Below are 7,216 nucleotides of genomic sequence, written 5' to 3' on the forward strand. Positions count from 1 at the left end.
ATGGCCCAGTCAGATTTCCCCAAGCTCACCCAGCGGCCCGAGTGGACCGCGCTCGCCGACCACCGCGCCCAGGGACAGCCGCAGCTGCGCGAGCTGTTCGCCGCGGACCCGGGCCGCGCCGAGCGGTACGTCGTCCGGGTCGGCGACCTCCACATCGACTACAGCAAGCACCTGATCACCGACGAGACCCTGGCCCTGCTCCAGGAACTCGCCACGGCCACCGACGTGTTCGGGCTGCGGGACGCCATGTTCCGCGGCGAGCGGATCAACCTCACCGAGGACCGGGCGGTGCTGCACACCGCGCTGCGCGCCCCGCGGGACGCGGTGATCGAGGTCGACGGCGAGAACGTCGTACCCAAGGTGCACGCGGTGCTGGACAGGATGGCCCGCTTCGCCGACCGGGTCCGCTCCGGCGAGTGGACCGGCCACACCGGCAAGCGCATCAGGAACGTCGTCAACATCGGCATCGGCGGCTCCGACCTCGGCCCCGCGATGGCCTACGAGGCGCTGCGCCCGTTCACCGCGCGGGAGTTGACGTTCCGGTTCGTGTCCAACGTGGACGGCGCCGACCTGCACGAGGCCACCCGCGACCTGGACCCGGCGGAGACCCTGTTCATCGTCGCGTCCAAGACGTTCACCACGATCGAGACGATCACCAACGCGACCTCCGCCCGGACGTGGCTGCTCGACGGCCTGGACGGCGAGGAGAAGGCGGTCGCCAAGCACTTCGTGGCACTGTCGACCAACGCCGAGAAGGTCACCGGGTTCGGGATCGACCCCGAGAACATGTTCGAGTTCTGGGACTGGGTCGGCGGCCGCTACTCGTACGACTCCGCGATCGGCCTGTCCCTGATGATCGCCATCGGGCCGGACCGCTTCCGGGAGATGCTCGACGGCTTCCGGATCGTCGACGACCACTTCCGCACCGCCCCGGCCGAGGCCAACGCCCCGCTGCTGCTGGGCCTGCTGGGCATCTGGTACGGCAACTTCCACGACGCCCAGTCGCACGCGGTGCTGCCGTACAGCCACTACCTGTCCAAGTTCACCGCCTACCTCCAGCAGCTGGACATGGAGTCCAACGGCAAGTCGGTGCAGCGGGACGGGGAGCCCGTGGACTGGCAGACCGGGCCGGTCGTCTGGGGCACCCCCGGCACCAACGGCCAGCACGCCTACTACCAGTTGATCCACCAGGGCACCAAGCTGATCCCGGCCGACTTCATCGGCTTCGCCCGCCCGGTCGCCGAGCTGAGCCCCGAACTCGCGGCCCAGCACGACCTGCTGATGGCCAACTTCTTCGCCCAGACCCAGGCGCTCGCCTTCGGCAAGACCGCCGACGAGGTCCGCGCGGAGGGCGTCGCCGAGGAGCAGGTGGCCCACCGCACCTTCCGCGGCAACCACCCGACCACGACCGTCCTCGCCACCGAGCTGACCCCGTCGGTACTCGGCCAGCTAATCGCCCTCTACGAGCACAAGGTGTTCGTGCAGGGCGCGGTGTGGAACATCGACTCCTTCGACCAGTGGGGCGTCGAGCTCGGCAAGGTGTTGGCCAAGCGGGTGGAACCGGCCCTGACCGAGGGCGCCCACGTGCCCGGTCTCGACCCGTCCACCACGGCCCTCGTCGCCGCCTACCGCACTCTCAAGAACGCATCGGAGAACTGATCATGCAGCTCGGCCTCATCGGTCTCGGCAAGATGGGCGGCAACATGCGCGAGCGCATCCGCCGCGCCGGCCACACCGTCATCGGCTACGACCGCAACCCCGACGTCACCGACGTCAAGAGCCTCGAGGAACTGGTCGCCAAGCTGGACGCGCCCCGCCATGTGTGGGTGATGGTGCCCGCGGGCACCGCCACCCAGACCGTCATCGACGAGCTGGGCGACCTGCTGGAGCCCGGCGACACGGTGATCGACGGCGGCAACTCCCGCTGGACCGACGACGAGAAGCACGCCGCCGCGCTCGGCATCAAGGGCATCGGCTTCGTCGACGCCGGTGTCTCCGGCGGTGTGTGGGGCTTGCAGAACGGCTACGCGCTCATGGTCGGCGGCGACCGGCAGCACGTGGAACCGCTCCAGCCGATCTTCGACGCGCTCAAGCCGGAGGGCCCGTACGGCTATGTCCACGCGGGCCGGGTCGGCGCCGGGCACTTCTCCAAGATGGTCCACAACGGCATCGAGTACGCCATGATGCAGGCCTACGCCGAGGGCTGGGAGCTGCTGGAGAAGGTCCACTCCGTGGAGAACGTCCGCGAGGTGTTCCGCTCCTGGCAGGAGGGCACCGTCATCCGCTCCTGGCTGCTGGACCTCGCGGTCAACGCCCTCGACGAGGACGAGCACCTGGAGCAGCTGCGCGGCTACGCGGAGGACTCCGGCGAGGGCCGCTGGACCGTCGAGGCGGCCATCGACAACGCGGTACCGCTCCCGGCGATCACCGCCTCGCTGTTCGCCCGGTTCGCCTCCCGGCAGGACGACTCCCCCCAGATGAAGATGATCGCGGCGCTGCGCAACCAGTTCGGCGGACACGCGGTGGAGAAGAAGGACTGACGTGGGCGATCTGCTGCTGGTCCGGCACGGCGAGACCGAGTGGAGCCTGACGGGCCGGCACACCAGCTTCACCGACCTGCCCCTGACCCGGCACGGTGAGGAGCAGGCCAAGTCGCTGGCCCCGCTGCTGTCCGGGCGGACCTTCGCACTCGCGCTGACCAGCCCGCTCCAGCGGGCGGTCCGCACCGCGGAACTCGCGGGCGTGACCGGGGCCGTACCCGACCCCGAGCTGCACGAGTGGCACTACGGCGGCTACGAGGGAATCACCACCGTGGACATCCACCGCGGCCGCCCGGACTGGGACCTGTGGCTGCACGGCGTTCCGGCGGGAGCGGAGGGCCAGCCGGGCGAGTCCCCGGCCGAGGTCGGCGACCGCGCCGACCGGGTGCTCGCCCGGGTGGACGCGGCCCTCGCCGGCGGGGGCGGCGATGTGGTGCTCGTCGCGCACGCCCACTTCCTGCGGGTGCTCACCGCGCGCAGGCTGGGCCTGCCGCCCGCCGAGGGCCGGCTCTTCCAGCTGGCGACCGGCACGCTCAGCCGGCTGTCCACCGAGCACGGCCGCCCGGTGATCGCCGAGTGGAACGTGCGGCCGTAGCACGGGAGTTGTGCTGCTCTCCGGCCCGGGTCACCGCGTGTGGCCCGGGCCGCAGTCGTACAGCAGCCGGGACCGGTCGGCGGGGTCGTAGGCGGCCGCGGGGACCGGCGTGCAGTGGGCGGCGGTCCAGCGGAGCAGCGCCGCGGCCGGGGTGCGCTCGGTGAGGGAGCGGGCGGTGAGCACGACATAGCGGAGCCGTCCGGTGTCCAGGAGGCGGTGGAAGCCGGCCGGGGCCGGGTACGGGACACGGCCGGTGTAGCCGCCCAGCGGCAGGACGGGGGCGTCGGCGGCGATGACGTACGGCGCGGCCGCCTGCCAGCCGGGCAGCGCGGCCAGATAGCGGGCACCGCCGCGGTGCGTGGTCAGCCAGCCGAGCAGCCGCCGGTGCTGGGGGCCCAGCGTGGCCAGGGTGGTGTCGCCGCGGACGCTGGTGGGTCCGACCCGGCCGAAGCTGCCGGGCTGGTTGTAGCGGGGGGACAGCGCGGACGCCGACCACACCGCCGGGACCAGCAGCACGGCCGCGAGCCCCACGGCGAACGCGGCCGGGCGGCGGGCGCCGGCCAGCGCGAGGGCGAGCAGGCACAGGCCGGCCGCGAAGAACGCGGACCAGCCGGCGAAGTGCGGGTAGTGCAGCGCGAGCGCCACGCACCAGCCGACGTTGACGGCGAGCACCGCGGGCAGTGCCCGGGAGCGGCGGGCCCGTACGGCTCCGACGGCGGCCCACGCGGACAGGGCGGCCGCCACGACCCCCATGTAGTAGGTGTGGCCGGTCACGCTGCCGAAGGTGAACACGGTGAAGAACGTCGCCAGCCAGCCGCCCCACAGCACCTGGCCGGCGAGCAGCGGGTCGGTGCGCGGCACCCGGCGGCGCACCGCCAGTACCGCGGCGGCCAGCCCGAACGCGGCCAGCGGATACAGCCACCCGGTCTGGCTGGCCAGGCCGGGGCTGAACATCTTGCCGACACCGTCGCCCATGCCCGGCGGCACCCGGCCGGCCGCGTGCGCCGCCCGGCTCGCGACGATGCTTCCGGTGCCGGCCGCGTCGACCCCGACGGCGTGGAAGCGGGTGAGGAAGTTGTAGCCGACGACCAGCGCGAACGGCGAGTCGTCCGTGGTGCCGTCGAGATACGGCCGGGCTCCGGCCGGGGTCAGCGCGGCCACCAGCATCCAGGACAGCGACACCGCCACGGTCACCGCACCGGCCAGGGCCGTATGGGCGAGACGGCGGCGCCGGGTGGCGGGCGCGGCGACGAGATAGGTCGCGGCCAGCGCGGGCAGCACCGCCCAGGCCTCCAGCATCTTGCACTGGAAGGCGAGGCCGACCCAGACCCCGGCGAGCAGCAGGGTCCGCGGGCGGGCCCGGACGGTGGCGCGCCAGGTGGCCTCGGCGGCCAGCAGCAGAAGCAGCAGGAACGGGGCGTCCTCGGTGACCGAGCGGCCGAGGCCCACGGTGACCGGGGTCAGCGCCAGGAACAGGGCGGCCAGCAGCCCGGCCGGGACACCGGCCCAGCGGCGCACCAGCAGATGGAGCAGCAGCACACAGCCGGTCATCTCCAGCGCCTGCGGCACCACCAGCGCCCACGGGTGAAAGCCGAACAGCAGCGCGGAGAGGGCCTGCGGCCACAGGAACCCGGGCAGTTTGTCCAGGGTGATGGAGGACGCCGGGTCGAAGGAGCCGTAGAAAAAAGCGGCCGGGCTCCCGGTCATGCTGCGCACGGCGCTCGCGTAGAACGGGTGGTAGGTGCTGTGATCCAGCCCCCACAGGCACAGTACGGCGGTGAGCGCGACGATCACCGCGAGCAACGCCCGCTCATGGCGTGCGACGCGCGTGCGCCCGCCTGCGGCAGGCTCCGGCGATGGTCGGCCGGGGGCCAGACCTGGGGCCGCAGCAGGCTCCGGCGATCGTCGGCCGGGGTCCGCTCCCACGGCGGCAGCCGACTCCGGCGCTCGTCGGCTGGGATCCGGCCCCAGGGCCGCAGCCGCCTTCGGCGATGGTCGGCCGGGGTGCGGGCCCAGGGCCGCAGCAGGCTCCGCGAGCCCGCGATCAGAGTCCGGGCCCACGGCCGCAGCCGACTCCGGCGCTCGGTGGCCGGGGACCGGCCCCAGGGCCGCAGCCGCCTCCGGCGATGGTCGGCCGGGGTGCGGACCCAAGGTCGCAGCCGACTCCGGCGATGGTCGGCCGGGGTGCGGACCCAAGGTCGCAGCCGACTCCGGCGGCCGTCGGCCGGGGACCGGCCCCAAGGCCGCAGCAGGCTCCGCGAGCCCCCGACCGGAGTCCGGACCCGCGCCCGCGGCGGCCTCCGACGACCGCAGGTCCGGGCGCGAACCCACACCCACACCAAGCTCCGACAACCTTCGGCCAGGGCCCGCCCCCACGGCCGCAGCCGACTCCGGCGCTCGGCGGCCGGGGACCGGCCCCAGGGCCGCAGCGGATGCCCGGAGCTGTCGACCGGAGTCCGGCTCCACGGTGGCAGCGGGCTCCGGACGCCCCCGACCGGAGTCCCGGTCCAGGGCCGCAGCAGGCTCCGGTAGCTGGCGGCCGGAATCTTGCTCCACAGCCGCAGCGGGCTCAGACGGCCTTCGCCCGGAGTCCGCAGCCGCAGCCGCAGCCGCAGCCGCAGCATGCTCCGGCGGCCGGCGGTCGGAGTGGGGGCGTGCGGCCTCGGTGGGTTCCGCGGGGTGTCGGTCGGGGGGCGGCATGAGTGGCCTTCCGGGCGCTTCGGGGATCTCCTGGCCCGGACGCTGGGCAGGCCCCGGCCGCGGCTGAGTATCGGCCGCCGCGCCCCCCGGGACCGGCCCGCCGGGCCGCGTCTCACCGAGGTCTCACCAGGGGTTCACCGGGCCCTTCTCCGGGTCCGGTGCCGTTCACCGCGCGGGCCGCCGGACGTCCCGAAGCGTTCACTACGCGGGTCACTGGGGTCCCGGACCCTTCACCACGCTGGCCACTGGGTCCCGGCCCCTTCACCACCCGGGCCACCAGGGTCCCGGCCCCTTCACCACGCGGGCCACTGGGGTCCCGGCCCCCTCATCACGCAGGCCACCGGCTCCCGAACCCCTCACCACGCGGGCCACCAGGGCCCCGAACCCCTCACCACGCCGGCCGCCAAACGTCCCGAACTCCTCACCGCGTGGGCCGTCGGGGGCCCGGGCCGGGAGGCGGGCTGCTTGGGCGGGGGCTGGAGGGGGGCCGGGGGGCTGCTTCTAGAATCACCGGCACGCGTGTGCGTGTGCCCCGGAATCACCGGCACGCGTGTGCGTGCCCCGGCAGCCCGCCGCCCCGAAGGAATCCGATGACGAGCGTCGAAGAACCGGTACGACCCGCCGGGCGGCTGCGTGATGCCGCCCGGACCCGGGGCGAGATCCTCGACGTGGCCACGGAGGAGTTCGCCCGGGCCGGCTACGACGGTGCCCGCGTCGACGAGATTGCGGCCCGTACCCGCACCACCAAGCGGATGATCTACTACTACTTCGGCGGCAAGGAACAGCTGTTCGCGGCCGTGCTGGAGCGGGCGTACGGGGTGATCCGCGAGGCCGGGCAGCGGCTGGACGTGGAGCACCTGGACCCGGTCGCGGCGATCCGGCGCCTCGCCGAGCTGGTCTTCGACCACCATGAGCGGCATCCCGACTTCGTCCGCCTGGTCGGCACCGGGAACATCGCGGCCGCCGGGAAGCCCGGCCGGACCGAGTGCCCCGCGCTGGAGGCGATCCGCCGGGCCCTGGCCGACGGACAGGCGTCGGGGCTGTTCAGGGCCGGTATCGACGCGGTCGATCTGTACGCGATGATCAGCTCGTTCTGCGTCTTCCGGGTCGCCGGCCGGCACACCTTCGGCGCCCTGTTCGGCCGGGACCTGCTGGACCCGGCGCGACGGGAGCAGCAACGGGCCATGCTGGGCGACATGGTGATCGCCTATCTGACGGCGGAGCGCCCCGGCGGCTGACGCCGGGGCCGACCGTGCCCGGCCGGTCAGGCGCTCTGCCGCACCACGTCGCGGACGGCTCCGGCGACGGCGCCCGCGACCTTGTCGTTGAAGACGCTGGGGATGATGTAGTTCGGGTTCAGCTCGTCCTCGCCGACCACGTC

At 73.6% G+C, this 7,216-nt stretch carries 5 protein-coding genes; 4 read left to right on the plus strand and 1 reads right to left on the minus strand.

Annotated features, from left to right (window positions below):
• The 3 genes from pgi to ACFVIU_RS37030 are packed head-to-tail and all read left to right on the plus strand — an operon-like array spanning position 1 to position 3,135.
• Positions 1 to 1,659 carry a glucose-6-phosphate isomerase gene (gene pgi / locus ACFVIU_RS37020; RefSeq protein WP_385848048.1) on the plus strand — a complete coding sequence of 553 codons (1,659 nt, stop codon included), beginning with the start codon at positions 1 to 3 and terminating at the stop codon, positions 1,657 to 1,659.
• 2 nt (positions 1,660 to 1,661) lie between these two features.
• Entirely contained in the window at positions 1,662 to 2,540 is an 879-nt protein-coding gene (gnd, locus tag ACFVIU_RS37025; protein WP_385848049.1) for a phosphogluconate dehydrogenase (NAD(+)-dependent, decarboxylating), read from the plus strand.
• 1 nt (position 2,541) lies between these two features.
• Entirely contained in the window at positions 2,542 to 3,135 is a 594-nt protein-coding gene (locus ACFVIU_RS37030) for a histidine phosphatase family protein (protein WP_385848050.1), read from the plus strand.
• 30 nt (positions 3,136 to 3,165) lie between these two features.
• Here ACFVIU_RS37030 and ACFVIU_RS37035 read toward each other — a convergent pair whose 3' ends face one another.
• Positions 3,166 to 4,929, minus strand: a complete 1,764-nt coding sequence (locus tag ACFVIU_RS37035; RefSeq protein ID WP_385848052.1) for an ArnT family glycosyltransferase — start codon at positions 4,927 to 4,929, stop codon at positions 3,166 to 3,168.
• Between the two features lie 1,496 nt (positions 4,930 to 6,425).
• Between ACFVIU_RS37035 and ACFVIU_RS37040 the strand changes: the two genes are divergently transcribed.
• Positions 6,426 to 7,073 (plus strand): TetR/AcrR family transcriptional regulator, encoded by a 648-nt coding sequence (locus ACFVIU_RS37040; RefSeq protein WP_385848051.1) that lies wholly within the window; start codon positions 6,426 to 6,428, stop codon positions 7,071 to 7,073.
• Positions 7,074 to 7,216 lie beyond the last annotated feature (143 nt).

The sequence above is a fragment of the Streptomyces sp. NPDC127190 genome (genome assembly GCF_042672505.1).
GTDB lineage: Bacteria > Actinomycetota > Actinomycetes > Streptomycetales > Streptomycetaceae > Streptomyces.

Coding starts and splice junctions, on each gene's coding strand:
- pgi (WP_385848048.1), top strand. CDS start 1: ATGGCCCAGTCAGATTTCCCCAAGCTCACCCAGCGGCCCGAGTGGACC.
- ACFVIU_RS37040 (WP_385848051.1), top strand. CDS start 6,426: ATGACGAGCGTCGAAGAACCGGTACGACCCGCCGGGCGGCTGCGTGAT.
- gnd (WP_385848049.1), top strand. CDS start 1,662: ATGCAGCTCGGCCTCATCGGTCTCGGCAAGATGGGCGGCAACATGCGC.